Origin of the sequence: Streptomyces coelicoflavus, from assembly GCF_003112555.1 — a bacterium.
In the GTDB taxonomy this organism is placed as follows: Bacteria; Actinomycetota; Actinomycetes; order Streptomycetales; family Streptomycetaceae; genus Streptomyces; species Streptomyces coelicoflavus.
In genome coordinates this window covers 228,907-254,251 of sequence record NZ_BEWB01000011.1, presented here as the reverse complement: position 1 = coordinate 254,251, position 25,345 = coordinate 228,907, and the positions used below count along the sequence as shown (strand labels likewise).

25 protein-coding genes and 1 tRNA gene are annotated in these 25,345 nt (G+C 72.3%); 9 read left to right on the top strand and 17 right to left on the bottom strand.

Annotation, left to right across the window (positions count from 1 at the left end):
- Positions 1–98: 98 nt before the first annotated feature.
- The 4 genes from Sco07f_RS27035 to phoU all read right to left on the bottom strand — a co-directional run bounded on the left by Sco07f_RS27035 (position 99) and on the right by phoU (position 2,094).
- Positions 99–500, bottom strand: coding sequence for an SCO4225 family membrane protein (locus Sco07f_RS27035; RefSeq protein WP_054101650.1), 402 nt, complete (start codon positions 498–500; stop codon positions 99–101).
- Positions 501–680: 180 nt separating this feature from the next.
- Positions 681–929, bottom strand: a complete 249-nt coding sequence (locus tag Sco07f_RS27030) for an SCO4226 family nickel-binding protein (protein WP_087790464.1) — start codon at positions 927–929, stop codon at positions 681–683.
- 104 nt (positions 930–1,033) lie between these two features.
- Complete coding sequence (locus tag Sco07f_RS40215) at positions 1,034–1,189, bottom strand: hypothetical protein (protein WP_164384231.1); 156 nt, start codon at positions 1,187–1,189, stop codon at positions 1,034–1,036.
- 215 nt (positions 1,190–1,404) lie between these two features.
- Positions 1,405–2,094, bottom strand: a complete 690-nt coding sequence (gene phoU / locus Sco07f_RS27020; RefSeq protein WP_054101649.1) for a phosphate signaling complex protein PhoU — start codon at positions 2,092–2,094, stop codon at positions 1,405–1,407.
- Between the two features lie 216 nt (positions 2,095–2,310).
- Between phoU and phoR the strand changes: the two genes are divergently transcribed.
- Positions 2,311–3,582, top strand: coding sequence for a two-component system sensor histidine kinase PhoR (gene phoR, locus Sco07f_RS27015; RefSeq protein WP_054101648.1), 1,272 nt, complete (start codon positions 2,311–2,313; stop codon positions 3,580–3,582).
- 5 nt (positions 3,583–3,587) lie between these two features.
- A complete protein-coding gene (gene phoP / locus Sco07f_RS27010) occupies positions 3,588–4,259 on the top strand; it encodes a two-component system response regulator PhoP (protein ID WP_011029519.1) in 672 nt (223 codons plus the stop codon).
- Positions 4,260–4,356: 97 nt separating this feature from the next.
- Here the strand turns inward: phoP and Sco07f_RS27005 are convergent, their stop codons facing one another.
- Positions 4,357–5,103, bottom strand: coding sequence for a copper chaperone PCu(A)C domain-containing protein (locus Sco07f_RS27005; RefSeq protein ID WP_087790466.1), 747 nt, complete (start codon positions 5,101–5,103; stop codon positions 4,357–4,359).
- A 644-nt stretch (positions 5,104–5,747) separates the two neighbouring features.
- Here Sco07f_RS27005 and Sco07f_RS26995 point away from each other — a divergent pair.
- The 6 genes from Sco07f_RS26995 to Sco07f_RS26965 all read left to right on the top strand — a co-directional run bounded on the left by Sco07f_RS26995 (position 5,748) and on the right by Sco07f_RS26965 (position 12,458).
- On the top strand, positions 5,748–6,230 hold the full coding sequence (locus Sco07f_RS26995) for a CarD family transcriptional regulator (RefSeq protein WP_003953493.1): 483 nt from the start codon (positions 5,748–5,750) through the stop codon (positions 6,228–6,230).
- A 356-nt stretch (positions 6,231–6,586) separates the two neighbouring features.
- The gene (ispD, locus tag Sco07f_RS26985; protein ID WP_108989442.1) at positions 6,587–7,363 is read left to right on the top strand and encodes a 2-C-methyl-D-erythritol 4-phosphate cytidylyltransferase; all 777 of its coding nucleotides are present in this window, start codon (positions 6,587–6,589) and stop codon (positions 7,361–7,363) included.
- A complete protein-coding gene (gene ispF / locus Sco07f_RS26980; protein WP_108989441.1) occupies positions 7,353–7,877 on the top strand; it encodes a 2-C-methyl-D-erythritol 2,4-cyclodiphosphate synthase in 525 nt (174 codons plus the stop codon). The genes ispD and ispF overlap by 11 nt, the downstream gene beginning before the upstream one ends.
- A 254-nt stretch (positions 7,878–8,131) precedes the next feature.
- On the top strand, positions 8,132–9,532 hold the full coding sequence (cysS, locus tag Sco07f_RS26975; protein WP_054101644.1) for a cysteine--tRNA ligase: 1,401 nt from the start codon (positions 8,132–8,134) through the stop codon (positions 9,530–9,532).
- Positions 9,533–9,662: 130 nt separating this feature from the next.
- Positions 9,663–10,607, top strand: coding sequence for a 23S rRNA (guanosine(2251)-2'-O)-methyltransferase RlmB (gene rlmB, locus Sco07f_RS26970; protein WP_054101643.1), 945 nt, complete (start codon positions 9,663–9,665; stop codon positions 10,605–10,607).
- 117 nt (positions 10,608–10,724) lie between these two features.
- The gene (locus Sco07f_RS26965) at positions 10,725–12,458 is read left to right on the top strand and encodes a DoxX family protein (protein ID WP_167468234.1); all 1,734 of its coding nucleotides are present in this window, start codon (positions 10,725–10,727) and stop codon (positions 12,456–12,458) included.
- Positions 12,459–12,522: 64 nt separating this feature from the next.
- Here the strand turns inward: Sco07f_RS26965 and Sco07f_RS26960 are convergent, their stop codons facing one another.
- The 4 genes from Sco07f_RS26960 to msiK form a co-directional block, all read right to left on the bottom strand.
- Complete coding sequence (locus tag Sco07f_RS26960) at positions 12,523–12,735, bottom strand: DUF397 domain-containing protein (RefSeq protein ID WP_108989494.1); 213 nt, start codon at positions 12,733–12,735, stop codon at positions 12,523–12,525.
- Positions 12,736–12,834: 99 nt separating this feature from the next.
- Entirely contained in the window at positions 12,835–13,572 is a 738-nt protein-coding gene (locus Sco07f_RS26955; RefSeq protein ID WP_007450961.1) for a nucleotidyltransferase family protein, read from the bottom strand.
- A gap of 42 nt (positions 13,573–13,614) precedes the next feature.
- A complete protein-coding gene (locus Sco07f_RS26950; RefSeq protein WP_087792933.1) occupies positions 13,615–14,061 on the bottom strand; it encodes a hypothetical protein in 447 nt (148 codons plus the stop codon).
- A 264-nt stretch (positions 14,062–14,325) separates the two neighbouring features.
- Positions 14,326–15,462 carry a diacetylchitobiose ABC transporter ATP-binding protein MsiK gene (gene msiK / locus Sco07f_RS26945; RefSeq protein ID WP_007450959.1) on the bottom strand — a complete coding sequence of 379 codons (1,137 nt, stop codon included), beginning with the start codon at positions 15,460–15,462 and terminating at the stop codon, positions 14,326–14,328.
- Between the two features lie 220 nt (positions 15,463–15,682).
- Between msiK and Sco07f_RS26940 the strand changes: the two genes are divergently transcribed.
- A tRNA-Thr gene (locus Sco07f_RS26940) sits at positions 15,683–15,756 on the top strand.
- An 83-nt stretch (positions 15,757–15,839) separates the two neighbouring features.
- Here Sco07f_RS26940 and Sco07f_RS26935 read toward each other — a convergent pair.
- The 8 genes from Sco07f_RS26935 to Sco07f_RS26900 all read right to left on the bottom strand — a co-directional run bounded on the left by Sco07f_RS26935 (position 15,840) and on the right by Sco07f_RS26900 (position 25,285).
- Complete coding sequence (locus tag Sco07f_RS26935) at positions 15,840–17,489, bottom strand: alpha/beta hydrolase (RefSeq protein ID WP_108989439.1); 1,650 nt, start codon at positions 17,487–17,489, stop codon at positions 15,840–15,842.
- A gap of 173 nt (positions 17,490–17,662) precedes the next feature.
- A complete protein-coding gene (locus Sco07f_RS26930; protein WP_108989438.1) occupies positions 17,663–19,114 on the bottom strand; it encodes an NADase-type glycan-binding domain-containing protein in 1,452 nt (483 codons plus the stop codon).
- The gene (locus Sco07f_RS26925) at positions 19,111–19,620 is read right to left on the bottom strand and encodes a phage tail protein (RefSeq protein WP_051005931.1); all 510 of its coding nucleotides are present in this window, start codon (positions 19,618–19,620) and stop codon (positions 19,111–19,113) included. The genes Sco07f_RS26930 and Sco07f_RS26925 overlap by 4 nt, the downstream gene beginning before the upstream one ends.
- A gap of 65 nt (positions 19,621–19,685) precedes the next feature.
- Complete coding sequence (locus Sco07f_RS26920; RefSeq protein ID WP_007450943.1) at positions 19,686–21,644, bottom strand: putative baseplate assembly protein; 1,959 nt, start codon at positions 21,642–21,644, stop codon at positions 19,686–19,688.
- Positions 21,644–22,105, bottom strand: coding sequence for a GPW/gp25 family protein (locus Sco07f_RS26915; protein WP_007450941.1), 462 nt, complete (start codon positions 22,103–22,105; stop codon positions 21,644–21,646). The genes Sco07f_RS26920 and Sco07f_RS26915 overlap by 1 nt, the downstream gene beginning before the upstream one ends.
- A 91-nt stretch (positions 22,106–22,196) precedes the next feature.
- The gene (locus tag Sco07f_RS26910; protein WP_007450938.1) at positions 22,197–24,110 is read right to left on the bottom strand and encodes a VgrG-related protein; all 1,914 of its coding nucleotides are present in this window, start codon (positions 24,108–24,110) and stop codon (positions 22,197–22,199) included.
- Entirely contained in the window at positions 24,110–24,829 is a 720-nt protein-coding gene (locus tag Sco07f_RS26905) for a CIS tube protein (RefSeq protein WP_007450936.1), read from the bottom strand. The genes Sco07f_RS26910 and Sco07f_RS26905 overlap by 1 nt, the downstream gene beginning before the upstream one ends.
- Positions 24,830–24,862: 33 nt before the next feature.
- Complete coding sequence (locus Sco07f_RS26900; protein ID WP_007450934.1) at positions 24,863–25,285, bottom strand: phage tail protein; 423 nt, start codon at positions 25,283–25,285, stop codon at positions 24,863–24,865.
- Positions 25,286–25,345: the final 60 nt, after the last annotated feature.

The following is a 25,345-nucleotide window of genomic DNA, read 5'->3' as shown; positions in this document are numbered from 1 at the left end:
TCGGCATCCACCGTCGCAGGGGGCACACGGGCGGCGCCCGATCGCCGCGGTCCGGTTCGGTCGGTTCGGGCGGGCGGGGGAGGACGGGAGGGAGGGAGTCAGTTCGCCGTCGTCAGGGGCCGGCGGTTGCCCCGGCGTCCGCGCAGCGTCCGCCACGCCGCCCCCAGGGCCAGGGACTGGACCAGCGCCGAGAGCACGATGCCGCCGACGAGGAACCACGCCGGTGCCTCGCCGCCCCAGCCCGCCTCGCCGAGCCAGGCCACGAAACCGAAGGCCGGGAAGGTGAACAGGGCCGGCCACACCCAGATGAGGGAGGCGTCGGGGCCGCTCCAGAAGAGCGGCTGCACCGCGGCGACCGTCATCGCGCCGCCGACCAGGGTGAGATAGGCCGCGGAGACGCGGTTGGCGAGGACCAGGCGGACCAAGCCGCGTATGCGGCCGGTCCGGTCGGTGCCGTCGGTCCGGTCGGTTCGGGCGTTGTTCGGCTGGGTGCTGTTCATGGGATCCGGGCCCCCCGGGGTGGTGGTCGTGGTCGTGCTCCTGAACCAGGGTCGACCGGGAGCCCGCCCCGGGCCTGAGTACCCGTACTCAAGTCCGGGGTGACGCGGTACCCGCCTGCGGGAGGCCTGTCCGGCCCGTAGCAGGGCCTGGACCGGGTCTGAACCGGGCCTGGGCCGGGTCTATACCGACAGGGGGACCTCGTGGATCTCGTCCGCCTTGTGGCCCGCGCGTTCGTGCACGCGCTGGACCGCCTCGGCCGACGGCCCCTCGGAGAGGCAGTAGACGGTGCCGGAGGCGGGGTCCGCCCACGCCTGTTCGAAGTGGACGTTCTCGTCCTTCTCCACGGCGAGATCGGCCTGGTGGGCCTCGTGCAACTGGTCCGAGGTGATGCCGTGCATCCCGTGGTGTACGTCCATGAAGTGAGCCATGGCGCCTCGCACCTCCTTCAGGGTCTTACCTCCAGGGTGCGCCCGTGCGGCGGCCGGGGCGAACCCGGCCGCCGCACCCCTGTGCACCGGTTGCCGCTACCGCGTCAGCCGCACTGGCAGGGGCTTCCCGACTGGCAGCCGCAGCCGCAGCCCGAGCCGCAGCCGCAGGCGGCGATCAGCGGGAGGCTGCGGATCTCGGGAGGCTGCTCGGTGGGACGTTCCTGTGCGGGGTCGGGCCTCGTGCTGGGGGAATCGGCCATGGTTCCTCCTGGAAGCGGGTGCCGGGGCCCTGGGTCCCGGGGCCCCGGGGTCCTGAGTCCATTGCACGCCCCGAGCGGCCGTCGCATCAACGGCGCACTGAAGCGAACGCGCGCGCCCCCCGCGGCCGACCTCCCTGCGGCCTGCCGCCGCCGCAGCAGGCCGCCCGCGCAGCAGTCCGCTACCGCGCAGCAGTCCGCTCCCGCGCGGGCGAGGCTCAGGCCCCCTCGACCTGCGTCGCCGGCTGGATGTCCGACTGGAGGGTGTCCGCGTGCTCGCCGGTGACCAGGTAGACCACCCGCTTGGCGACCGAGACCGCGTGGTCGGCGAAGCGCTCGTAGTAGCGGCCCAGCAGCGTGACGTCGACGGCCGTCTCGATGCCGTGCTTCCAGCGGTCGTCCATCAGGTGCTGGAAGAGGGTGCGGTGCAGGAGGTCCATCGCGTCGTCGTCCTGCTCCAGCTGGAGCGCCAGGTCGACGTCCTTGGTGATGATCACCTCGGCGGCCTTCGCCATCAGGCGCTGCGCGAGCTGGCCCATCTCCAGGATGGTCGCGTGCAGGTCGTGCGGCACCGCACGCTCCGGGTAGCGCAGCCGGGCCAGCTTGGCCACGTGCTGGGCCAGGTCGCCCGAGCGCTCCAGGTCGGCCGACATCCGCAGCGAGGTCACGACGATGCGCAGGTCGGTGGCGACCGGCTGCTGTCGGGCCAGCAGGGTTATCGCCCGGGCCTCCAGCTCGTGCTGGAGGTCGTCGACCTTCTGGTCCGCCTCGATGACGGCCTCGGCCAGCTTCAGGTCGGAGTCGAGGATCGCGGTCGTGGCGCGTCCGATGGCCGACCCGACCAGCCGGGCCATCTCCACCAGACCGTCACCGATCGAATCAAGTTCCTCGTGGTACGCGTCCCGCATCAGGATTCCCTCTCGTACGTCTGTTTAAGGGGCTCGAAAAGCGGCCTCGCGCCCCTCGCCGTGCCCCCACGCTTACACGTTCCGTCCTGTACGCGTCCGTTTCCGGCACCCCAAATGAACCATCCCTGGCTCCAAGGTGAACTCTGGGCGACGAGTGTTCGAGGTCGCACCCCGATGGCTGGGGCGTGGACGTTCGCCGTGCCTAACCTTGGAGACATGGACGTGAACGCGGCGGTCGCCGCAGCGGCTGCGATCGCCGGAGTACTCACCGGTGTCATCGCCATGCTGGCGTTCCGCTGGAGCGAGCGGGAGCAGAAGCGCCCCACGCGCACCTCGCTGCACACCGACCCCGTGCTGCCGCCCGGTGTCGACACCGTCCTGTCCGTACTGCGCTCCTCCGCCGTCGTCCTCGACGAGGCCGACGCCGTGGTCAAGGCCAGCTCGGCGGCGTACGCCCTCGGCCTGGTCCGGGGCGGCAAGCTCGCCGTCGAGCCCATGCTGCAGATGGCCAGGGACACGCGGCGGGACGGGGAGATACGGCAGGTCGAGCTGGACCTGCCCCGGCGCGGCAACGGGCGGGGGGAGGCCCTCGCCGTCTCGGCGCGCGTCGCGCCCCTCGGGTCGCGGCTGGTGCTGCTGCTGGTGGAGGACCTCACCGAGGCCCGCCGCATCGAGGCCGTACGGCGCGACTTCGTCGCCAATGTGAGCCATGAGCTGAAGACGCCGGTCGGGGCGCTCTCGCTGCTGTCCGAGGCCGTGATGGACGCGGCGGACGACCCGGAGGCCGTGGAGCGGTTCGCCGGGCGGATGCAGATCGAGGCGACCCGGCTGACGAACCTGGTGCAGGAGCTCATCGACCTGTCCCGGGTCCAGAACGACGACCCCCTCGACGACGCCGAGCCCGTCCGGGTGGACGAGCTGGTCGCCGAGGCCATCGACCGCTGCCGGCACGCGGCCGGCACCAAGCAGATCACCATGGCCGCCGGAGGAACGGCGGATCTGCACGTACGCGGCAACCGCGGCCAGCTCGCCGCCGCCCTCGGCAACCTCGTCGAGAACGCCGTCAACTACTCGCCGGCCCGCACCCGCGTCGGCATAGCCGCCCGCCGCGTCGCCGCCACCGGCGGCGACCTGATCGAGATCGCCGTGACCGACCAGGGCATCGGCATCTCGGAGAAGGACAAGGAGCGCGTCTTCGAGCGCTTCTACCGCGTCGACCCGGCCCGCTCACGGGCCACCGGAGGCACCGGCCTGGGTCTCGCGATCGTCAAGCACGTGGTCGCCTCGCACGGCGGGGAGGTCACGGTGTGGAGCGCCGAAGGCCAGGGCTCCACCTTCACCCTGCGGCTGCCGGAGGCGGGCCTGGCCCGCGACCGCGCGCGGCAGCGGTCCGACCGCGACGGAATCGGCGACGAGACCCCGCGGTCGGCCTCATCCCCCCAAACATCCCCGTACGAAACGTTTCCCGCCCCGGAGGTCCTTCCGTGACCCGTGTGCTCGTCGTCGAGGACGAGGAGTCCTTCTCCGACGCCCTGTCGTACATGCTCCGCAAGGAGGGCTTCGAGGTCGCCATCGCGACCACCGGCCCCGACGGACTCGACGAGTTCGAGCGCAACGGCGCCGACCTCGTGCTCCTCGACCTGATGCTGCCCGGCCTGCCGGGCACCGAGGTCTGCCGCCAGCTGCGCGGCCGCTCGAACGTTCCCGTGATCATGGTGACCGCCAAGGACAGCGAGATCGACAAGGTCGTCGGGCTGGAGATAGGGGCCGACGACTACGTCACCAAGCCCTTCTCCTCCCGCGAGCTGGTCGCCCGCATCCGTGCCGTACTGCGCCGGCGCGGCGAGCCGGAGGAGGTCGCCCCGGCCGCCCTCGAGGCCGGGCCCGTCCGCATGGACGTCGACCGGCACGTGGTCACCGTCGGCGGCACCAAGGTCGACCTGCCGCTCAAGGAGTTCGACCTGCTGGAGATGCTGCTGCGCAACGCCGGCCGCGTGCTGACCCGCATGCAGTTGATCGACCGGGTGTGGGGTGCCGACTACGTCGGTGACACCAAGACCCTCGACGTCCACGTCAAGCGGCTGCGCGCCAAGATCGAGCCCGACCCGGGCGCGCCGCGGTACCTGGTGACGGTGCGCGGGCTGGGCTACAAGTTCGAGCCGTAGGCCGGCCCGCGGGCCGGAGGTGACGAAGGGCGGGACCTCACGGAGAGGTCCCGCCCTTCGGCGTACGTGCGTGTCCGCGTGCGTGCGGCTACGGCGCTCAGTGGCCGGCTTCGGTACCCGTGCCGGTGCCGGTGCCGGTGCCGGTGCCGTCCTCCTGGGAGGTGCCGTCCTCCTGGGTGCCCTCCGTCGAGGTGCCGGTCCCGTCCGCCTCTCCGGAGGCCGTCGAGCCGTCCGCCGGGGTGCCCGCGGACTCGCCGTCGGACGGCTCGCCCGAGGTGTCGGCGGAGGCCTCGCCGGAGGGCTGCGACGCGCCCGGGGCCGACGGGACGTCGCTCGGGCCCCACTCGGTGAAGTAGCTCTCGGAGGGGACGACGAGCGCGCGCAGGCTCACCTCGCCGGTCTTGCTGAAGGTGAAGGTGATCTTCTGCGCGTTCCCGTCCTGAAGCGCCTCGCGGCTGCTGGGCAGGACGGCGGCGGCGTTGTCCTTGCCGCCGAGGATCAGGGAGCCGCCGGCCGGGACGACCAGGTCGCCCTTCTCGCCCTTGGCGGGCTTCAGCTCGGCGGACTTGCCGGTGTCCGGGACGGCGATGGACTCGAGGGTCTGGTCCGTCCTGCCGTTGTTGAACAGGGTCACGGCGATCACGGCCGGGCCGGTCGACTCCAGATCGGGCTGCGTGATGACGACCGCGTTCTGCACCTCGATGTCGCCGACGGTCGTGGCAGCGTGATCCGGCTTGATCTCCAGCGTCTGCGCGTTGTGACCGGCGCCGCACGCGGCGAGCGAGGCGATCGAGAACGCGATGGCGGCGGCGGCGAGGGCACCGCGTCGAAGGCTGCTGCTCACGGCGGCGGCAACTCCTTGGTCTCGAGCGGGGTGGCGGCAACGGATAAAGCCGCCCTAAGTGGCTGTCAGCGGCCTCAGGCTACCGAGCCGTTCTCGGGCCGCCGCACCCGACCCTCCCCGAAGCCACCCGGCTTCGCCCGGCAGGCGGTAGGGCGCCGGCGCGGTGGGAGAGCGGCCGGGGCCCGTTACGGGCGTCGTTTTGCGGCTCGTACTCGTCCGACATTCAGCTATGCGGCCCTCCGCCATACCGGTCGTGGATGGGGACGCGAGATTTCCGTGAAGGAATGCGCGGGCGGCCAGGAAATTGATCACCGGTGGGCCGGACGGGGCACCTCGTGATCAATTCCGGATTCGTCCGGAACCCCGCCACGGCCACCGAACGGAGTAGCGGAAGTCGCACGCGTGGAACCGGACATATCGGGATCTTCGGGCATGCGGGCAGGGTTCCGGGGGCGTGTGACGTGCGTGTTTCGCCCGGCCTGAAGAGCCGCTCCGACCTGCGAATACTTTCTTCCGCTCGCCTCGCGCAGCACGTTCCTGTTGCTGTTGTCAAGCCCCGAGATATGCCCTGACCTGCGAAAACGCCATTCAGTAGACGCAGTTTCCGTGTTACCCTGGATAGCCACGGAAGGGGTACCTGTCACATGACGTTCAAGGTTGGCGACACCGTGGTCTATCCCCATCACGGGGCCGCGCTGATCGAGGCTATCGAAACTCGCCAGATCAAAGGCGTGGACAAGACCTACTTGGTGCTGAAGGTCGCCCAGGGCGACCTGACGGTACGTGTGCCAGCGGACAATGCGGAGTTCGTCGGCGTGCGTGATGTGGTCGGTCAGGACGGGCTGGACCGGGTCTTCGAGGTGCTGCGCGCGCCGTATGCCGAGGAGCCCACGAACTGGTCGCGTCGTTACAAGGCAAACCTGGAGAAGCTCGCCTCCGGCGACGTCATCAAGGTCGCGGAAGTCGTGCGCGACCTGTGGCGGCGCGAGCGCGAGCGCGGACTCTCCGCAGGTGAGAAGCGCATGCTCGCCAAGGCCCGCCAGATCCTGGTGAGCGAGCTGGCTCTCGCGGAGAACACCAACGAGGACAAGGCGGAGGCCCTGCTCGACGAGGTGCTCGCCTCCTGACCGGGCTGGATCGACCCGACCGGACTCGTCCGACCGGATTGATCCGACCGGATCCGAGGTGAGGCGCAGACCGTCAGCCACTCGGTTCAGCGCACGGAAATGCCGCGGTGCCCGATGACACTTTGCTGTCGCCGGGCGCTGCGGCATGTTCGTACCCGGACACGGTTTCCGGCATCCGGACGTCCGGATGCCCATGATCCTCGTACGCTCGTCCCGGGAGGCCTCCCGGGATCCTGGCGTGCCGGGCCCGGGCTGCTGGCTCGACCAGGGTCACGGAAGGGTCCGGTCAAGGCATCGCGCCCGGCACGGTGAGGCCATACCCAAGTAGGTCGAGCACACAAACCTGACAGGAACCGATGTCTGACGAATCGCGTCCCTCGCCCACCCGGCAGGCCCCCGACACCCGTGCGAACACACCGACCGCCGTCGTGATTCCGGCCGCGGGCCGGGGCGTACGGCTCGGCCCGGGCGCCCCCAAGGCCCTGCGCGCGCTGGGCGGCACGCCCATGCTCATCCACGCGGTCCGGGCGATGGCCGCCTCCCGGGGGGTCTCCCTCGTCGTGGTCGTCGCACCGCCCGACGGCGCGGACGAGGTGAAGAGCCTCCTGGACGCGCACGCCTTGCCTGAGCGGACCGACTTTCTCGTCGTGCCCGGCGGCTCGACGCGGCAGGAGTCCGTACGGCTCGGCCTGGACGCGCTGCCGCCCGAGTACGGCATCGTCCTCGTGCACGACGCGGCCCGGCCGCTGGTGCCGGTCGACACGGTGGACGCCGTGATCGACGCCGTACGGGAGGGCGCGCCCGCCGTGGTGCCGGCGGTGCCGCTCGCCGACACCGTCAAGCAGGTCGAGCCCGCCGGGACGCCCGGCGAGCCGGAGCCGGTGGTGGCCACGCCGGAGCGGGCACGGCTGCGCGCGGTGCAGACCCCGCAGGGTTTCGACCGCGCGACGCTGGTGCGCGCCCACGGGACGGTGACCGACGACGTCACCGACGACGCGAGCATGGTCGAGCAGCTGGGGCTCGAGGTGGTGGTGGTGCCGGGGCACGAGGAGGCGTTCAAGGTGACGCGCCCGCTCGACCTGGTGCTCGCGGAGGCGGTACTGGCGCGCAGGAGGCTCAACGATGGGTTCTGAAACGACGGGTTCCGGGACGGGCGAGCAGCAGCCCCTGCTGTTGCCGCAGGTCGGGATCGGTACGGACATCCACGCCTTCGAGGACGGGCGTGAGCTGTGGTGCGCCGGGCTGAAGTGGGAGGGCGAGGGGCCCGGGCTCGCCGGGCACTCCGACGCCGACGTCGTCGCGCACGCGGCGTGCAACGCGTTGTTCTCGGCGGCCGGGCTCGGGGATCTCGGGCAGCACTTCGGCACCGGGCGGCCGGAGTGGTCCGGGGCGTCCGGGGTGACGCTGCTGACGGAGGCGGCGCGGATCGTGCGGGACGGGGGGTTCCGGATCGGCAACGTGGCGGTGCAGGTGGTGGGGGCGCGGCCGAAGGTCGGCAAGCGGCGGGCGGAGGCGGAGGCGGTTCTCCGCGAGGCGGTGGGAGCGCCGGTGTCCGTGTCGGGGGCGACGACGGACGGGCTCGGGTTCCCCGGGCGGGGGGAGGGGCTGATGGCGGTGGCCACGGCGTTGGTCGTGCGGGTGTCCTAGCCGGGCGGGGCGACGGAAGGGGTGCCGCCGGGGGACGCGCCGTACGGGGCTCCGCGCCGCGCCCCGCCAGGGGCTCCGCCCCTGGGCCCCGGCCCCTGCCCACCCACCGTCCGACTCGGTCGGCCAAGAGGGTGCCCTCCCGGCGCTGCGGCTCGCGGGGGGGCGAGAGGGGGCGTCCCCCGTTCCGGCTCGGTCGTGCAACAACGGGGCACGCGTGCCCTGGGCACTGTCCGGGGCCTACTACCCTTGGACACGTGACTATTCGCCTGTACGACACCAGCGCCCGGCAGATCCGTGACTTCGCCCCCCTCACGCCGGGCTGCGTCTCGATCTACCTGTGCGGTGCCACCGTGCAGGCCGCCCCGCACATCGGGCACATCCGTTCCGGGCTGAACTTCGACATCATGCGCCGCTGGTTCGCGTACCGCGGCTACGACGTCACGTTCGTCCGCAACGTCACCGACATCGACGACAAGATCATCGGGAAGGCCGAGCAGCAGAACCGCCCCTGGTGGTCCATCGGGTACGAGAACGAGCGGGCGTTCAACGACGCCTACGACGCCCTCGGCTGCCTGCCGCCCACCTACGAGCCGCGCGCCACCGGCCACATCACCGAGATGGTCGAGATGATGCGCGGCCTCATCGAGCGCGGGCACGCCTACGAGGCCGACGGCAGCGTCTACTTCGACGTACGGTCCCTGCCCGGTTACCTGTCGCTGTCCAACCAGGACATCGACGAGCTGCGCCAGCCCGCCGGCGAGGGCGAGACCGGCAAGCGGGACCCGCGGGACTTCGCCATGTGGAAGGCGGCCAAGCCCGGGGAGCCGAGCTGGGAGACGCCGTGGGGGCGGGGGCGGCCGGGCTGGCACCTGGAGTGCTCCGCGATGGCGCACAAGTACCTGGGCGAGGAGTTCGACGTCCACGGGGGCGGGATCGACCTGATCTTCCCGCACCACGAGAACGAGATCGCCCAGGCCAAGGGCTTCGGCGACGCCTTCGCCCGCTACTGGGTGCACAACGCCTGGGTCACCATGAGCGGCGAGAAGATGTCCAAGTCGCTCGGCAACAGCGTGCTCGTGAGCGAGATGGTGAAGAAGTGGCGGCCGGTCGTGCTGCGCTACTACCTGGGCACCCCGCACTACCGCTCCACCATCGAGTACAGCGAGGAGTCCCTGCGCGAGGCCGAGTCGGCGTACGCGCGGATCGAGGGCTTCGTGCAGCGCGTCACCGAGCTGGCCGGCCACGCCGTCGAGCCCGCCGCCGAGGTGCCGCCCGCCTTCGCCGAGGCGATGGACGACGACCTGGGCGTCCCGCAGGCGCTCGCGATCGTGCACACCACCGTCCGGCAGGGCAACAGCGCGCTGGCCGCCGACGACAAGGACGCCGCCGTCGCCCGGCTCGCCGAGGTGCGGGCCATGCTCGGCGTGCTCGGCCTCGACCCGCTGGACGCGCAGTGGGCGGGGGAGCAGGAGCAGGGCGAGGACCTGCGGCACGTCGTCGACAGCCTCGTACGGCTCGTGCTCGACCAGCGCGAGGGCGCGCGGGCGCGGAAGGACTGGGCCACGGCCGACGCCATCCGCGACCGGCTCGGGCAGTCCGGACTGGTCATCGAGGACGGCCCGCAGGGACCCCGCTGGAGCCTCGGCCCCCGCTGACCCGAGTCCGGATCGTAGATCGATTGTGCCGCCCGGCCCTCCGGGCGGCACACTGCATAAGACGCACGTACGACGCACACCCCGCAAGACCCACAGACGCAGAGACGCAGAGAAGCGGAGACAGGTACTCATGGCCGCGAACAACCGCCGCATGTCCGGCAAGAAGGGCGCGCAGGTCGGCAGCGGCGGCAAGCGACGCCGGGGCCTGGAAGGCAAGGGGCCGACGCCCCCCGCCGAGATGCGCAAGGGACACGCCAAGCAGCGTGCCGCCAACGCCAAGGCGCGCCGCGCCACCGGCGGCCGCCCGCAGCAGCGGCGCGGCGGTGGCCGCTCGACGTCCGAGCTGGTCGTCGGCCGCAACCCCGTCTACGAGGCACTGCGCGAGGGCGTGCCCGCCTCCACGCTCTACGTCCAGCAGTTCATCGACAACGACGAGCGGGTGCGCGAGGCCCTCCAGCTCGCCGCCGAGCGCGGCGGGATCAACCTGATGGAGGCGCCGCGTCCCGAGCTGGACCGGATGACCAACGGGCTGAACCACCAGGGGCTCGTGCTCCAGGTGCCGCCGTACGAGTACGCGCACCCCGAGGACCTGGTCGCCGCCGCCCACGACGAGGGCGCGGACCCGCTGATCGTCGCCCTCGACGGCGTGACCGACCCGCGCAACCTGGGCGCCGTCGTCCGCTCCGTCTCCGCCTTCGGCGGCCACGGCGTCGTCGTGCCCGAGCGGCGCGCGGCCGGCATGACCGCGGGCGCCTGGAAGACGTCCGCCGGTACGGCCGCCCGTACGCCGGTGGCCCGCGCCACCAACCTCACGCGGGCGCTGGAGACGTACCAGAAGGCCGGCATCACGGTCGTCGGCCTCGCCGCCGACGGCGAGGCCGAACTCGGCGACCTGGCGGCCCTCGACGGCCCCGTGGTCATCGTCGTCGGCAGCGAGGGCAAGGGGCTCTCGCGGCTCGTCGGCGAGACGTGCGACTTCCGGGTGCGCATTCCGATGCCGGGCGGCGCCGAGTCCCTCAACGCCGGTGTGGCGGCGGGGATCGTGCTGTACGAGGCGGCGCGTCGGCGCTCCTGAACAGGTGTTCGCTGGATAACCCAAACGGGGTGTTCGAGGCTGTCCGGACATGCTTGACGCGGTCCGGACAGATCGGGGCGGTCAAGGCAGTGTCCTAACGACACATCACTCGGTTAGATGAGTGTGGACACCAGAACACCCCGCACACCCACGGGGGACCGCTCGTCGGGATACGACGACGCTCCCGCGCTGAGCATGGTGAAGGTGCCGAGCGATCCGGCCCAGGTCATCGTCAACCACGCGAGTTTCCGCGTGCAGTTCGGTGCCGCCGCCGGGCGGACCCAGTCCCCGCGGATCGCGCGGCACCTGAGCGCCACCCAGAACACCGCCCGCATGCCCGCCGCCCCGGCCGCGGGCCGCCGCCGCGCCGTCGTGTGGAGCGGGCGCTCCGACCCGGACGACACCGGCGCACACCGGCTGCTCCAGGCGGTGCGCGCGGGCGCCGGCCACCACACGGACGACCCGGCCGCCGACGCCGGGGCCACCCAGGTCATCCCCCGGGTCGACCTCGGCGGCGGCCCCCTCGACTACGACGACGGTCCCGCCACCGAGACGCTCGAGACCCCCCTCGTCGGCGCCCAGCGCGGTCCCGTCCCCGACGGCACCCGGCTGCTGCCCGCCATGCGCACCGTCGGCAGCGCCTACGACGAGCCCGCCTACGACGAAGCCGCCTACGGCACCCAGGACTTCGGGACGGGCACCGACGGCCACCGCGGCGACGGCTACGGCCCCGACGGTTACGGCGACGGCGGCGCGGACCGGGGCGAGCCCCGCACCAGGCGCCGCAGCGACGACCCGGCGCGGCACGCCTACTTCCCCGGCCGCCGCATGAACCTCGGCGTCGTCCTGCTGCCCCTGCGGGTCTTCCTCGGCTTCATCTCCATCTACGCCGGCATGGGCAAGCTCTGCGACCCCGTCTACTTCGACGGCGGCGAACGCGGCTCCATGGTCAAGTGGCTCAACACCCTGCACCCCTGGGACGTCGCCGAGCCGCTGCGCCAGTTCGCCCTGGCCCACCCCGTGGGCGCCGGGCTGGTCATCGCCTTCCTCCAGGTACTGGTGGGCGTCCTGACCGTCCTCGGCTGCTGGCAGCGCGTGGCCGCCGTCATCGGCGCCGGCCTGTCCGCCGCGCTCCTCGTCACCGTCAGCTGGAAGAGCGTCCCGGTCTACGACGCGCCCGACATCATCTACCTCGCCGCCTGGTCCCCGCTGATCATCGCCGGCGCACCCGTCTACTCGGTGGACGGCCGGCTCGCGAGCAGTGCCTGGCGCCGGCTCGGCCCCCACTCCGACATCTGGGACCTGCGCCGCTACGTCCTGCGCCGCGGCGCGCTCATCACCTTCCTCGTCGCCGGGGTCACCCTCCTCGTCGGCTCCGTCCTCGGCGGTGCCGTCCGGGACGCCGACCGCGTGGTCGTCCCCGGGCCCGGCGAGGCCCCGCGCAACGAACTGCCCGGCTCCCCGCTCCCGCAGGAGCCCGGCAGCAGCAAGCCGAAGCCCTCGTCCCCGGAGGCCTCCGCGTCGCCCACCCAGGGCGCGACCGGGGGCGCGTCGGCCCCCGCGAAGGACGGCTCGAGCACCCCGGGAGCGACCCGCGACAGCAGCGGTACCGCCACCGGCGGCGGCACGCCCAGCCAGACCCAGGGCACCACGGGCCAGGCCCCGCCCCGGCAGTCCTCCCCGGCCGGCCAGGCGCCGAGCACCACGGCGGGACCGACGTCGGGCGGCACCTCGACCGGCGGCAGCGGCGGCGGTGGCTCCACGGGCGGCACCGGGAGCGGCGACGGCGGCGGCGACTCGTCGTCCACCGGAGAGCCGGGCGGCCGCCTGGTGGGCGGCCTCCTGGGCTAGCCCCCACGCGTTCGCGCCCTGCGCCCCGGCCACAACGGGGTGCAGGGCGCGCGTCGGTGGTCCGTCAGCGCTCCGACGCGGCGTACGCCACGAAGCGCGTCCACGTGCCCGGCGCGAGGGCCGGCCGGGGGCCCGCCGTGTGCTTGGAGTCGCGGACGCGGAAGGTGCGGGGTGCTGTCGCGATCTCCACGCAGGAGTCGCCCTCGTGTACCCGACCGCCACTCCGAAGTCGCCGGCCCGCATCCCCGCCGCCTCGCGACGTCGGTGGGATGTTCACGTACCAGATCGTCGTGCGGGACGAACGCGTTTGCGTCGTCCAGATCACCTACCTGGGCTTCTGAGGCGGCGCACGCCCGGGCAGGACCGTGCAGGCCCCTCAGCGGCCGCCCAGCGCCTCCAGCTCCCTGGCCGCCTCCGTCAGGTCCTTCGCCGTGTCGATCGCGCGCCAGTAGGAGCCCTGGGGGATCGGGAAGCCGGCCAAGCGGCGTTCGCGGGCCAGGCGGGGGAAGGTGGTGCGCTCGTGGTCGCCGCGCTCCGGGAGCATCGCGGCGAACTCGGGCGAGAAGACGTAGACGCCCGCGTTGATCTCGAACGTCGACGGCGGTGCCTCGATGAAGTCGGTGATGTGGCCGAAGCCGTCCGTCTGCACGGCGCCCCACGGCAGCCGCGGGCGGGCCAGGGCGAGGGTCGCCACGGCGTCCCGCTCGGCGTGGAAGTCGGCCAGGTCGCGCAGCGAGAAACGGGTCCAGATGTCGCCGTTGGTGGCGTACCAGGGCCGGTCCGGGTGCGGGAGGTGCGCGGCGGCGTACTTGAGGCCGCCGCCGCGGCCCAGGGGCTCGGTCTCGACGACCGTGGTGACGGAGAGCGGCAGGTCGGCGCTCTCCAGCCACTTCTGAAGGACTTCGGCGAGATGGCCGCAGGAGACCACGACGTCGGTGACGCCCTCCTCGGCGAGCCAGGCGAGCTGGTGGCCGATGATCGGAGTCCCGGTGCCCGGGATCTCGACCATCGGCTTGGGCCGGTCGTCGGTGTACGGGCGCAGCCGGGAACCCTGCCCGCCGGCCAGTACGACGGCTTGAACGGGGCGGCGGGACGCGGCGTTCGGATCGGTCATGCCCGAACTGTACGCGGCGCCCCGGCCCTCCCCGGAGGGTGCTCAGCCGTGCGCGGCCAGGACGCCCGAGGCGAAGGCGGTGTCGCAGACGGGGCGGGCGTACGACTGGGCGCGCGTCGGGCCGTACGCCTTCACCGCGGCGCGGCCCAGCGCACGGGCGATGGTGGCGCAGTGGTCGGCCAGCGACGGGCGCTCGTTCACCGCCTGCTGGAGGTGGGTGAGCGCGACGCCCGGGTCCTCCTCCTGGAGCTCGGTCAGCAGCCGGTCGCGGAGCACCTGGTGCGGGGCGCGGGCGGAGGACGCCTTGGAGGACGAGGCCTCCGACGCGGCGAGCACCGAGTCCGAGGGATCCCCGGACCAGTCGACGCGGGTGACCGCGAGAGTCCCGGAGAGCACCAGGACGACGGGCAGGACGAAGGCGAGAGAGCGGCCGATCCGGTGGGCGGGGCCCCGGCCGCGTCGCGTCTGTCGGGTGGAGGAGTGCTTCACGGAGTGCTTCACGCGAGTGAGGGTAGCGCCCGGTAATGATTTGGCGACATTTAGTCACCCCATCGGGGGATGATGAGTTGCCTTCGGCGCGGTAATGGATTGACGAACACGGGTCGAAACGTCCGGTGTGCCGGGGTATTTGTCGACAACGAAAAGAGCCCCGCAGCAGGCCGCGGGGCTCTTTTCGTCAACGCGGGTGAAATCACCCGGTCGCGTGGTTTCTCAACGGGGGGTTTCGCGGGGGATTGCCCCGCGCGACCCCGCTCAGTCGGTGAGGCGCTCGCCCGTGGAGGACGAGAACACGTGCGACTCGCCCGGACGCGGCACCACGTGGACGGTCGTGCCCTTCTCCGGCACCGCGCGGCTGCTGACCCGGACCACGAGGTCCTTCGACTCGCCGCCGACCTCGACCGTGCCGTAGATGTAGCCGTCGGCGCCGGTCTCCTCCACGACGTTCACGGCGACCGCGAGGCCGGCCGGGGCGTCCGCCGAGTCCTTCGACAGGGTCTTGGCCGCGCCGCCGTTCAGCTCCACCACGTCGAAGTGCTCCGGACGCACACCGACGGTGACCGTGGTGTCGCCCTTGTCGGCGGCGGCCTTCAGGGCGTCGCGGTTGACCGGGACGACGCTGTTGCCGAACTTCACGCCGCCGTCGGTGATCGGAACCTCGACCAGGTTCATGGCCGGGGAGCCGATGAAGCCGGCGACGAAGAGGTTCGCGGGCTTGTCGTACATGTTCCGCGGGGTGTCGACCTGCTGGAGCAGACCGTCCTTGAGGACCGCCACGCGGTCGCCCATCGTCATGGCCTCGACCTGGTCGTGGGTGACGTAGACGGTGGTGATGCCCAGACGGCGCTGGAGCGAGGCGATCTGCGTACGGGTGGAGACGCGGAGCTTGGCGTCCAGGTTGGACAGCGGCTCGTCCATGAGGAACACCTGCGGCTCACGCACGATCGCGCGGCCCATCGCCACACGCTGGCGCTGACCGCCGGAGAGCGCCTTCGGCTTGCGGTCCAGGTACTCGGTGAGGTCGAGGATCTTCGCGGCCTCCTCGACCTTCTTGCGGATCTCCGCCTTGTTGACGCCGGCGATCTTGAGCGCGAAGCCCATGTTGTCGGCGACCGACATGTGCGGGTACAGCGCGTAGTTCTGGAACACCATGGCGATGTCCCGGTCCTTCGGCGGCAGGTGCGTCACGTCGCGGTCACCGATGCGGATGGCGCCGCCGTTCACGTCCTCGAGCCCCGCGAGCATCCGGAGCGAGGTGGACTTGCCACAACCGGACGGGCCGACCAGGACGAGGAACTCGCCGTCCGCGATGTCGATGTCGAGACCGTCGACGGCGGGCTTGGTGGAACCCGGGTACACACGGGTCGCCTTGTCGAACGTAACTGTGGCCATGGTGAATGGGCCCCCTTCTACCGGCAGGAACGTGCCGGACGATCCGTTGTAGGAAGGTGGTGGTGTAGTCCACACGGGTGAAGCTGAGCAGGACGGTACCCGGCGTTCACCTGATCTGTCAGTAGCTGGGAGTCTGTGAATTTCGCCGAAATTTTCGAATTCCACCGTTCACCGGGCTCTGTGTACAGTGGAGCAGCCTGCGCGCGCCCGCCGCGCGCGTGCCTCCTTAGCTCAGATGGCCAGAGCAACGCACTTGTAATGCGTAGGTCGTCGGTTCGAATCCGACAGGGGGCTCCGCACCGGTACGACGACGTACGACGACGCCCCCGCGATCCTGGATCGCGGGGGCGTCCGGCATGAGGCGTCCGGCGTCGGGCCTACTTGCCCTCCGGAAGCGGCTCCGCCTCGCAGACCGTGCCGGGGGCGGGGAGCCTGCCGTCGAGCAGGTACGCGTCGACGGTGTTCTGGACGCACGTGTTGCCGCTGTCGTAGGCGCCGTGGCCCTCGCCCTCGTAGGTCAGCTCCACGCCCACCTTCTCGCCAAGGCGTTCCGCCATGCGGGCGGCGCCCTCGTACGGGGTGGCGGGGTCGCCGGTGTTGCCGACGAGGAGGACGGGGGGTGCGCCGGGGGCGCCGACCTCGGGGTGCGGGGCGGCGCCGGGGACCGGCCAGCCGTCGCAGGTGAGGGCGGACCAGGCGAGGCCGGGGCCGAAGAGGGGGGAGGCTTCGAGGAAGTCCGGGAGGCGGGACCGCACGTCGGCGACGGTGTAGCGGCTGCTGGAGTCGTCGCAGGTGATGGCGCGGAAGGCGTCGTCCTCGTTGCTCTGCTCGTCGGTCGTGTCGTCGGTCGTGTCGTCGTCGGTACCGCCCTTGCCGCCGTGCTGGCCGAGGGCTTCGGCGAGGTCCTCCAGGACCTCGCCGTTGTCGTCGGTGACCGCCTCCAGGCCGACGCGGAGGGCGGGCCAGTAGTCCTGGCGGTAGAGGGCGCCGGTGATGGCCCCGATGAGGGCGTCGCCGTCGACTTCGCCGCCGTCGGGGGTGGGGAGCGGGGTGTCGTCGAGGGTTTCCTCGAGGTCGAGGGTGAGGTCCACGATGTCCTCGGCGTCGTCGCCGAGCGTGCAGCCCTGCCGGGCGCACCAGGCGGCGAAGTGCTCGAAGGCGAGCTGGAAGCCGCCGGCCTGGGCGAGGGCTTCCTCCATGGCGTCGTGGGTGGGGTCGACGACGCCGTCGAGTACGGCGCGGCCGACGTGGTCCGGGAACAAGTGGGCGTAGACGCCGCCGAGTTCGGTGCCGTAGGAGATGCCGAAGTAGTGGAGCTTGTCGTCGCCGAGGACGTGGCGCAGCAGGTCCATGTCCTGGGCGGCCTGGGTGGTGCCGACGTACGGGAGGACGTCGCCGGAGTTCTTCTCGCAGGCGGCCGCCGTTTCGCGGTTGAACCGGACGAGGGCGTTGGTCTCGTCGCCGCCGTCGTCGGGGGTCTGGTCGATCTCGTCCTCGTCGGGGAGGCCGGCGTCGAGGCAGCGGACGCCGCTGCTGTCGCCGACGCCGCGCGGGTCGAAGCTGACGAGGTCGTAGCGGGTGCGGAGCTTCTCGTAGTCGGGGGCGAGGCCGGGAAGGGTGGCGACGCCGGAGCCGCCGGGGCCGCCGAAGTTGAAGAGGAGGGAGCCGATCCGGTCGTCCGGGGTGCCGCTGGAGCGGGCCCGGATCAGCGCGAGGTCCATGGACTCGCCGGAGGGGTTCTTCCAGTCCAACGGCGTGCGCAGGGTGGCGCACTGCCACCGGGTGCCGTCGGGGAGCGCCGCGGGGGCCTCGCCGCCGCCCTGGGCGGGGGAGGGGGCGGGGCAGGCCCGCCAGTCCAGGGACTGGTCGCGGAGGTTGGTCAGGGCCTGTGCGTCGGTCGTGGTGCCGCCGGTGCCGCGTTGCCGGTCGCGCTCCTGGTCCGTGGGCGCGCAGGCCGTCAGGGAGGAGGCGAGCAGGGTGGCCGTGGACAGCAGGACGGCGGTGGATATCGCTCGTGCTGTGGGCATGGCCTCAGCCTCTGGCGGCCCGGCGTGAGGCGCCTGGTGTGGCGTCCGTTCGGGTGGGGGCCCGGCTGTTCCCGGGTGGGTGCGGGGCCCCGCCGGTTCGGGAACGCCGTCCCGTGGCGGGGCCCCGGACGGGCCGGCGGGGCCCCGGACGGGTCAGCGGGGCCCCGGACGGGTCAGGAGGACCGGTTGGCGCTGGAGGGGCCGAAGAACTCGATCTCGGCGATGGCGACCTGCTTTTCGGCGGACGCCGCGTGGGCGGATTCGATGGTGAAGCGGACCTTGGTGACCTCGCCGACGCGGAACGGGCGTCGCTGGCCGCCGGCGCCCTGGTCGAGGGTGAGATCGCGGGTCTTGATCGAGCCGTCCTTCATGGTGATCGTCGCCTTGATGCGGTGCGGCAGGGCGGATTCCTGCAGTTTGTTGGCGCTGGAGGAGACGCCGGGGGTGATGATCACGTCCAGCAGGCGGGTCGGTTCGGTGAAGGTGGCCTCGATCCACTGGCCCTGGCCGGACTCCGTGATGCCGGGGCCCCACCAGGTGTTGCTGAGCTTGTCGACGAGGAGCTTCGGGTCGTGGCCGGGGAAGGAGCGCGAGGCCTTGATGCCGTCGGGGGAGACGGGGGCGCGCTTGGCGAAGTGGTCGCGGGTGTTCTGGATGCCGTCGGGGATGTACATGAAGCCGAGGACGGCCAGGGTGGCCAGGACGGCGACGGTGATCCAGGTGCCGATGCGGTCGAAGACGCGGCGCAGGCGGGGGCGGTCGCCGGCCCACGGGGTTTCGCGGCGCCGTCCGCCGAAGAGCCGGCGCCACCAAGGGGCGCGCACGGTGGCCTGGTCGCCGCTCGCGACCAGGGGCATGGCGCAGCGGGCGCAGTAGTGGCGGTCGGGGCGGTTGGGGGTGGAACACCAGGGGCAGGGCGGGCCGTTGGCGATGTCGGGCTGGTGGCCAGGGGCGCGGACCTGGGGGCGGTCCGCGTCGGGGCGGCCGGGCAGGACCGGGGCGACGGCCGGGGGAGGCGTCGGGGCCGGGGCCTCGGGGTCGGCGACCGGGACGAGGAGGGAGCGGGCCCGGTCGGACATGGTGTCGCTGAGGGCGTTCGGAGCGGGGGCCGGGGCGGGGGCTGCCGCCGCGGCGGGCACCGGGGCGGTGGGGGCCGTTTCGTCGGTGGCGGGTGCGCCGTTCCCGGCGGTCGTCCCCGGCTGACCGGCCTGACCCGCCTGCGCCGCCTGACCCGGCTGGCCGGACCGGTCGGCGGAGCCCGCCGCCCGGTCCGGGTCGCCCGGGGTGTCCCCCGGGGCGGCCGTGCCGCCGGTGTCCGGGGTGCCCGCGGCGCCAGCCGTGCGGCGCGGCTGGGGCAGGGTCGGGTTGTCCCCGATGGTTCCCGTCGACGGTTCGGCGGTGCCGTCCGCGGCGGAGGCCGGGGCCGGGCGGCCGGTGCGGGCCGGGGGTACGCCCGCGCCGCCGAAGGCGTCGAAGGCGGGGCCCCGATCGGACGTGGCGGCCGCGGGCTGCGCGGTGCGTGCGGCGCCCGCCTGCTCCCAGCTGAGTACGGCGCCGCACGCGTCGCAGAAGGACTGGCCCGGTTCCGCGCGGGTTCCGCACTCGGCGCAGTTCTGCGTGGTCATCTCTCCGGGGTCCTTTCGGAGGCGGTCACTTCGACCGTGTAGGGCATGTGGGCGGGGCGGGCGGCGGCGACGAGGGTGTCCAGGCGATGGGTGTCGGCCGGTTTCGGGTCGGGCAGCCGGAGGGCGACGTGCAGGTACGGGCGGGGACGGCCGGGGAAGGGGCCGAGGGGACGGGCGTTCCAGTCGGCGCCGCCGCTCTCGGTGATCTCCGGTGCGACGCCGAAGGCCAGCCGTACGGCCTCGGCCAGCCCCTGCCGGGTGCCGCGCACACGGTGCAGCCGGGCGGCGGCGGCGACGGCGGCGCGCAGCCGGGCCTCGGGTTCGGTGCCGTCGGTCTCGGCGCCGACCCAGGTGCCGAGCCACTGGGCGAAGTCGGCCGGGGTGAGCGCGGGGTCGAAGTAGGTGTCGAGGCAGTCCAGGACGCTGAGGATGGGCGCGAGGACGTCGTCGAGCCCGCCGACGAAGCGCAGGGCGAGGTCGTCGTCGGCGAAGACGGCGGGCAGCATCGAGCCGATGGGCAGGGAGGAGCCGAGTCCGTCGACGGAGCCCCGGCGGGAGGCGGGGGCGGTCGTCACGCGCCGTCCCCGATCACGCGGACCCGGTGGTCGTAGGAGAACACCAGGGCGGGTGCTTCGAGGTCGATGCGGTCGGTGGGGTCGCCGCGCTTGCCGGTGAGGGGGTCGGCCGGGTGCAGGACGACCTCGTCGACGAGTTCGACGCCGGGCACGCGCTGGAGGACGGCGAAGACCTCGCCGGACTGCACGGGGCGCCCGAAGGGCCAGCCCCTGCCGTCGGCGCCGCCGGTGAGCGGGTCGAGGTGGCGGTAGAGGGCGTCGTGGGTCTGGCGGCGCACGCGGTCGGCGTCGACGTCGCGGAAGGCGTGGACGGTGGCGACGACGGTGACGCCCTGGTAGTAGGGCGGCCCCACGGACAGGCGGGTCCCGATGAGGCGGCGTTCGTCGAGGTGGCGGGTGATGCGGCTCAGCAGGGCGTCACCGGGGACGAGTTGCTCGAAGCGCAGGCGTCCGCCGGGGTCGGGGACGGCCTGCGGGACGACGAGGACGCGGACGGCGTGGGCGCCGTACTCGTTCTCCTCGCCCTCCAGGCAGGTGATGCGGGCGGTCTCGGGGGCGGCGCGGCGGGCGAGTTCCTCGTAGTCGCGCAGGGTGACGGCGCGTTCCTGGGCGCGCAGCGTGATCGGCGCCCGCAGCTTCGCCTCCTGGACGGTCTCGCCGTCGACGCCGCCCCGGGCGGCCTCGCGGTTGACGACCTCGGAGACGTACGGGATCGAGGTGCGCAGCACCTGTACGGCGCCGCGCGCCACGTTGCCTGCCCTGCCCCCGCCGGTGCGGTAGCGGAGGGCGCGGATGACGGCGCCCTTGGGGGCGACGGTGCCGTACTGGCGCAGGGTGCCGTCGGCCTCGCGGACGGCGGGGCCGAAGGCGATCTCGCCGGTGGCGGCGTCGAGGGTGATGTGGTGGTCGTCGGGGCGGGAGCCGGCGAAGTGCGGGACGACCTGCCAGTCCTGCCAGCCGTCGTCGTCGGCGGTCTGGAGGAGGACGGGCGGGTCGTCGGCGACGACGGGGGCGTGTTCGAGCCTGAGGCGCTGGCCGGGCAGGCCCGTGGACTCGCCGAGGGCCTCGTCGCGGACGGTTTCGGCGTGGACGGTGCCGGTGGTGCCGCCGATCGTGTAGGCCTCGGCGGAGCGGATGGTCGGCGAGGTGGTGTAGAAGGGCTGGCCGGGCAGCGGGTCGGTGACCCGGCAGCGGATCCAGCCGGCCTCGTGGCCGCCGTTGCGGGACAGCACGTGACCGCCGGGCACGTGGAGGACGATGTCGCCGGGGCGGTTGAGGCCGCCGGTGCCGTCCCGGTCGACCTCGCAGGGCTGCCAGCCGTCCTCGGTCCAGGCCTCCCACACCAGCGGCGGCTGGCGGGGGTCGACGCCGACACCGTCGACGCGGCTGTCGAGTTCGAGGGCGAGCGCGCAGTGGGGGACGGCGTTGCTGAGGCCGATGAGCATGCAGTCGCCGGGCGCGGGGGCCTCGGCGAAGCACATCAGGTCCTTGCCCTCGGCGAGGTCGGTGGTGCGGTCGGTGACGGCCTGGCCGCTGTGCTGCACGACCAGGTGGCCGAGTTCGCACGGGACGACGGTGAGGTCGCCGGTGGTGCTGAACACGATCGCCTCGTCCCGCTCGGTGCGCAGGGTGGCGACCTCGGTGCCGACGGGCACCAGGATGGCGTCCTCCTGCGGCGCGGACAGCCAGAACGTGACGTCGGTGCGGGCCGCGGACGGCGGGAACAGGGTGATGCCGACGAGGTCGAGGAAGGCGAGGTGGTTCTTCTCCGGCACCCGGTTGAGGCGGTAGACGATCTGGTCGGCCATGTGGGCGAGCGTCTCGACGAGGGTGATGCCGGGGTCGGAGACGTTGTGGTCGGTCCACTCCGGGGCGCGCTGCTGGATGTAGCGCTTGGCGTCGTCGACGAACTGCTGGAAGCGGCGGTCGTCGAGGTTGGGGGAGGGCAGGGGCATCAGCGATCGCTTTCGGGAGAACCCGCCGGGCCCGCGGGGCCGGCCGTACCGTCGGGGAGGTCCGGCTCGTCGTGGGAGGGGATGACGTAGAAGGGGAAGACGAGGCTGCGCGGGTTGTTGGTGCCGCGGATCGAGTAGCGCACGTCGATGTAGAGGACGCTCCGGTCGTCGCCGGCGCTGACGTCGACCTCGTGGACCTCGATGCGCGGCTCCCAGCGGTCGAGGCTGACGAGCACCTCGTGCTGGATGCGGCCGGCGGTCTGCTCGTTGACCGGGGCGAAGACCAGGTCGTGGATGGCGCAGCCGAACTCGGGGCGCATCGGCCGCTCGCCGGGGGCGGTGGCCAGCACCAGCTGCATGGCCTCCTCGATCTCCTGCTCGCCGCTGACCAGGGCGATGCCGCCGGTGGGGCCGATGCGCAGGGGGAACGACCAGCCGGAGCCGACGAACTGTTCGGCCATCAGGGGGCCACCTTCCCTTTCCGTGTTCTGCTCGTGCGAAGTGCCGTCGTGCGAGGTGCGGTCGTGCGAAGTGCCGTCGTGCGAGGTGCGGTCATCCGAAGGGGTACTTGATCTCGTTGACGAAGAAGCCGCCGTAGAGGTCGAGCTTGCCGCCGGTGATCTTCGTGTTGGCCGCCGTGATCGTCGCGAGGCCGGTGGCGGTGAGGGTCGCGGCACCGGCCGACGTCAGGTTCAGGGCGCCGCCCAGCGCGTTCACCGCGACCACACCGCCGAGCGACTTGAGGTTGACGATGCCCTTGCCCTCCAGGTTGAGGGGTCCGCCGCTCCTGATCGTCACCGAACGGCGGCCCTCCAGCGTGAGGTTCATGCCCGCCTCCACCGACACCGAGCGGCTGCCGGTGATGCTGACGGAGCCCTTGCTGTCGACGGTGATCTCGGTCTTGGTGCGGTCGAGGTTGATGGTCAGCTTGTCGTTGCCGCTGGCGATCCGGACGCCCTGCTTGCGCCCCCCGGTGCGCTGGCTGAGCAGGTCGACCCGGTTGCCCTGACGGTCGGACAGGGTGTGCCGCACCGCCTTCTTCTTCAGGCCGTCGTGCAGGGGCACGTCACTCTTGGTCGGCACGTCCCGGCCGTTGTAGAGGCCGCCGATCACGAACGGGTGGTCCAGCGCCCCCCGGTCGAAGGCGACCAGCACCTCGTCGCCGACGTCCATGGGGAAGACACCGCCGCCGGCCACGCCGCCCATCTGCACGCTGCGCGCCCAGTCGCTGACGTAGGTGTCGTCCAGCCACGGGAACTGGAGCTTGACCCTGCCCTGTTTGAGGGGGTCCTGTACGTCGGTGACGATGGCGTTGGCGACGCTGGGCAGCCGGGTGGCGCTCGACGGGTCCGTGCCGCCGCTGCCGCCCGAGGCGAGTCCGTACAGGGAGCGCCACTGGCGGCCGCTGACCGTGATCCAGGACTCGTAGGCGACGCCGTCGCCGAAGTGGTGGCGCACCGAGGTGACGGTGTACTTGCCCTCGAAGGGCTTGCCGACGTCGGCGAGGGCGACGGGGACGCCGGGCCGCAGGTCGGGGTGGCCGTGGGCGGCGACCTCCAGCTCGGCGAAGGAGGAGGTGACGTCGGCGGCCAGGGCCTTCGCGGCGTGCTGGACCTCGTCCTGCTTGTCGTAGGGGTTGGCGGTCTCGACGAGTTTGCCGGGCTTGAACTTGCCCGCGGCCGTCCCGGGGGTCGAGCCGATGCTGATGCCGGGGTCGGTGGTGGCGGGCGCGAGCTCGGTGATCTTCTTCTTGGTGGTCACGTTCCAGCCGCGCGACTCGACCTTGCCGATCTGGTCGGCGGCGGTCACGGCGGCCCGCAGCCGCAGGATGTCGTGGCCGGCCTGGAGGACGAAGGCGCTCTTGTCGCCGTCCGTGTTCGGGGACGGCGCGCCGGCAGACGGCTTCGGCGTGACGAACCGGAACTTCCCCCTGGAGTCCAGGTACATGACCATCTTGTTCTCGTCGGCCAGCCGGGACAGGAAGTCCCAGTCGGTGACGTTGGACTGGCTGATGAACCCGTACATGCCCTTCGTCGGCTGGATGCGGCCGATGGGCACGCCGTCCATGGCGACGAGCTTGCGGGCGATGTCGGAGGCCTTCTGGTTGCGGTACGCGGCCACCCGGCGCTGGCGCATCAGCCGGTGCCCGTAGTCGTAGCCCCGGATGACGGTGAAGCTGCCGGTGCCGTCGTAGTCGGTCTCCAGGCCGGTGACCTCGCCGGTCAGCAGGGGGTTTCCCTTGCCGTGCCCGTCGGCGATCGGGGTGATGACGACCTTGGTGCCGAACTGCACGTTCAGCTTGCCGAGGAGCCGGTGGTAGGGGTCGCGGAAGGTGAGGCGGAACGCCGCCGGGACGTTGACGCCCTGGTCGACCCAGCCGTCGGTGAGCATCGGGGCGATGGTGTCGGGCAGCTTGGCGCCGCCGATCTTCACCTCGACGATGCTGGAGAAGGAGGGACGCACCATCAGCGAGGCACCTCCTCGGTGGCGGGCAGCATGAGTTCGGTGCCGGTCGGCAGGTGGTTCGGGTCGTCGATGCCGTTGGCCTCGGCGATCACGCGCCACGCGTTGGCACTGCCGTACTCGCTCCAGGCCAGCGACTGGAGGGAGTCCCCCGCGACGACCCGGTGCACGCGCTGGGCGGTGAGGGCGCCCGAGGTCGGGTTCTGGCCCGGGGTCGGGCCGGGGATCTCCACCAGCGCCATCTGGCAGGTGGCGCGGATGGGGACGCCGGTGGTGCCGAAGAGGGTGTACTGGGTCTCGATGGACGCGACGTAGGCGCTGAAGCGGGCCGTGGAGAACGAGCCCCACTCGAAGACCACCCAGGGCGGCGACGGCTGGTCGGCGGCCAGGCTCTTGGCGGTCACCTCGCAGCACAGCAGCAGCGAGTCGACCTTCTTCATCACGGTGTTGCCGTCGGGCTTCATCGAGGAGTCCAGGAAGATCTCCAGGGTCATCTCCCGCGGCTCGGCCCCCATGAACTGCGGCTTCGCGGCCTTGCGCACGGCCGCCGTCGGCGTCGCCGTCCACTGGGCCCGCTGGCTGAGGGACAGCTGGGCCGGGTTGAACTCGAAGGCGAACCTCCGGATCAGCGCTCCGGGGGTGGTGGAGTCGCCGGTGGGCGGCTCGTGGATGGCGAGGTTGGCGCGCACGAGGCTCTTGCCGGCGCCCTTGCTGCTGGCCATGGTTCTTCCTCTCTCTGCCGGTGCCGGGCGCCGTCAGTCCGTGAATCCGTGGTGGGCGATCTCCAGGACCTCGTTGGCCACGGACGGGCTGTTGGGGTCGAGGCTCGGGCCCTGCCAGCTGACGGGCAGGACGTCGATCAGCCCCCAGCGGGCGACCAGCGTCCCGTCCGCGCGCAGCGCCGATATCTGAGCGGTGGGCCGCTTGATGCCGGTCTGCACGGAGGAGATCCACTTGGCGACCTTCGCCGTGTCCGGCGTCAGTGGCCGGGTCAGCCTGATGTTGGAGAAGGTGACGCGGGTGGGCAGTTGCCAGACGAAGCCGTTGTTGCCGCCCTCCTGGCGCTGCTCCACGTCCACTTGGGTCGACAGGCCCTCGCACCCGTTGAAGTAACCGAGGCTCTCGCCGTCGATGGCGAGGCTGAACCAGATGGAGGAGCCCGGGTCCTTGCGGGTCATCGAGGGTCGGCCTTTCTGTCGTAGGAACGGAGGGACGGAGGGACGGAGGGACGGAGGGAC

Coding starts and splice junctions, on each gene's coding strand:
- Sco07f_RS27035 (WP_054101650.1), bottom strand. CDS start 500: ATGAACAGCACCCAGCCGAACAACGCCCGAACCGACCGGACCGACGGC.
- Sco07f_RS27030 (WP_087790464.1), bottom strand. CDS start 929: ATGGCTCACTTCATGGACGTACACCACGGGATGCACGGCATCACCTCG.
- Sco07f_RS40215 (WP_164384231.1), bottom strand. CDS start 1,189: ATGGCCGATTCCCCCAGCACGAGGCCCGACCCCGCACAGGAACGTCCC.
- phoU (WP_054101649.1), bottom strand. CDS start 2,094: ATGCGGGACGCGTACCACGAGGAACTTGATTCGATCGGTGACGGTCTG.
- phoR (WP_054101648.1), top strand. CDS start 2,311: ATGGACGTGAACGCGGCGGTCGCCGCAGCGGCTGCGATCGCCGGAGTA.
- Sco07f_RS26995 (WP_003953493.1), top strand. CDS start 5,748: ATGACGTTCAAGGTTGGCGACACCGTGGTCTATCCCCATCACGGGGCC.
- ispD (WP_108989442.1), top strand. CDS start 6,587: ATGTCTGACGAATCGCGTCCCTCGCCCACCCGGCAGGCCCCCGACACC.
- ispF (WP_108989441.1), top strand. CDS start 7,353: ATGGGTTCTGAAACGACGGGTTCCGGGACGGGCGAGCAGCAGCCCCTG.
- rlmB (WP_054101643.1), top strand. CDS start 9,663: ATGGCCGCGAACAACCGCCGCATGTCCGGCAAGAAGGGCGCGCAGGTC.
- Sco07f_RS26965 (WP_167468234.1), top strand. CDS start 10,725: ATGAGTGTGGACACCAGAACACCCCGCACACCCACGGGGGACCGCTCG.
- Sco07f_RS26955 (WP_007450961.1), bottom strand. CDS start 13,572: ATGACCGATCCGAACGCCGCGTCCCGCCGCCCCGTTCAAGCCGTCGTA.
- msiK (WP_007450959.1), bottom strand. CDS start 15,462: ATGGCCACAGTTACGTTCGACAAGGCGACCCGTGTGTACCCGGGTTCC.
- Sco07f_RS26935 (WP_108989439.1), bottom strand. CDS start 17,489: ATGCCCACAGCACGAGCGATATCCACCGCCGTCCTGCTGTCCACGGCC.
- Sco07f_RS26930 (WP_108989438.1), bottom strand. CDS start 19,114: ATGACCACGCAGAACTGCGCCGAGTGCGGAACCCGCGCGGAACCGGGC.
- Sco07f_RS26925 (WP_051005931.1), bottom strand. CDS start 19,620: ATGCTGCCCGCCGTCTTCGCCGACGACGACCTCGCCCTGCGCTTCGTC.
- Sco07f_RS26920 (WP_007450943.1), bottom strand. CDS start 21,644: ATGCCCCTGCCCTCCCCCAACCTCGACGACCGCCGCTTCCAGCAGTTC.
- Sco07f_RS26915 (WP_007450941.1), bottom strand. CDS start 22,105: ATGGCCGAACAGTTCGTCGGCTCCGGCTGGTCGTTCCCCCTGCGCATC.
- Sco07f_RS26910 (WP_007450938.1), bottom strand. CDS start 24,110: ATGGTGCGTCCCTCCTTCTCCAGCATCGTCGAGGTGAAGATCGGCGGC.
- Sco07f_RS26905 (WP_007450936.1), bottom strand. CDS start 24,829: ATGGCCAGCAGCAAGGGCGCCGGCAAGAGCCTCGTGCGCGCCAACCTC.
- Sco07f_RS26900 (WP_007450934.1), bottom strand. CDS start 25,285: ATGACCCGCAAGGACCCGGGCTCCTCCATCTGGTTCAGCCTCGCCATC.